The 1239-nt window shown below is 36.7% G+C and carries 1 pseudogene; it reads right to left on the bottom strand.

Annotated features, from left to right (window positions below):
* Nucleotides 1–1239: pseudogene (locus HMPREF2953_RS07435) on the bottom strand (hypothetical protein); the annotation flags it as partial.

Raw genomic sequence — 1239 nt, 5'->3', positions numbered from 1 at the left:
TCACTGTCTGCGTCTGCATCACTGTCTGCATCTGAATCATTATCATTTGGTGGGTTTGGAATTACATCATCATCACAACCACATGGCACAGTGATTTCAATATTACCATTTATAACAACAACGATGTTGTTTTCAATATTAGTATAAATATTAGTGATATTCGGTGTATTACCTTGACCATCTTTACCATTGTAGATGTTTTCATGGCTAACTTCTTTACCATTACCATCCTTAACAATAACCGTTATACCAATTTGTTTACCATCTTTATCAAGAATTGGTTGTTGTTCAATACTTGGTGTCTTACCGTCTTCACCATCATGACCATTAAAGATGATTTGGCGACCCGTTTCATTACCATTACCATCTTTTGTAATAATAGTCACACCGATTTGTTTACCATTATTATCGTAAACTGGTTGTTGTTCAACACTTGGTGTTTTACCATCTTTACCATTATAAATATCTTGGTGATTAATTTCTTTACCATCACCATCTTTTGTAATAATTGTTACACCAATTGTGTTACCATCTTTATCTTTGATTGGACGTTGTTCAATACTTGGCGTTTTACCATCTTTACCGTCTTTGCCATTTAAGCCATCGGCTACAAATGTTTCGCTAATTAATTTACCTTGACTTCCATCTGGGTTCACTTCGTAAATACGAATATATGATCCTGATTGACCATCTTTTGTACCACGTTCTGTGGCTGCTGTAACTGAATGACCATCTTTGCCATCCTTACCGTCTTTGCCATCTTTACCATTATAGATGTCTTGGCGGCTCACTTCGTGGCCATCACCATCTTTAACAATAATTGTTACACCAACTTGGTTACCATCTTTATCGCGAATTGGTTGTTGCTCAACACTTGGTGTTTTACCGTTTTGGCCATCTTTACCGTCTTTGCCATCTTTACCATTTTGTCCGTTATAAACATTTTCACGACTTATTTCTTTTCCATCGCCATCTTTGACAACAATCGTTACGCCAACTTGATTACCATCTTTATCACGAATCGGTTGTTGTTCAATACTTGGTGTTTTACCGTCTTTACCATTATAGATATCTTGACGGTTCACTTCGTGACCATTACCATCTTTCGTAATGATTGTCACACCAATTTGTTTACCATCTTTATCACGAATCGGTTGTTGTTCAATACTTGGTGTTTTACCGTCTTTACCATCTTTACCGTTCTCACCATTTTCACCGTCTTTACCATCGGCTACGAAT

Source organism: Staphylococcus sp. HMSC072E01, from assembly GCF_001814125.1.
In the GTDB taxonomy this organism is placed as follows: Bacteria; Bacillota; Bacilli; order Staphylococcales; family Staphylococcaceae; genus Staphylococcus; species Staphylococcus hominis.
This window is presented reverse-complemented; position numbering and strand designations above follow the sequence as displayed.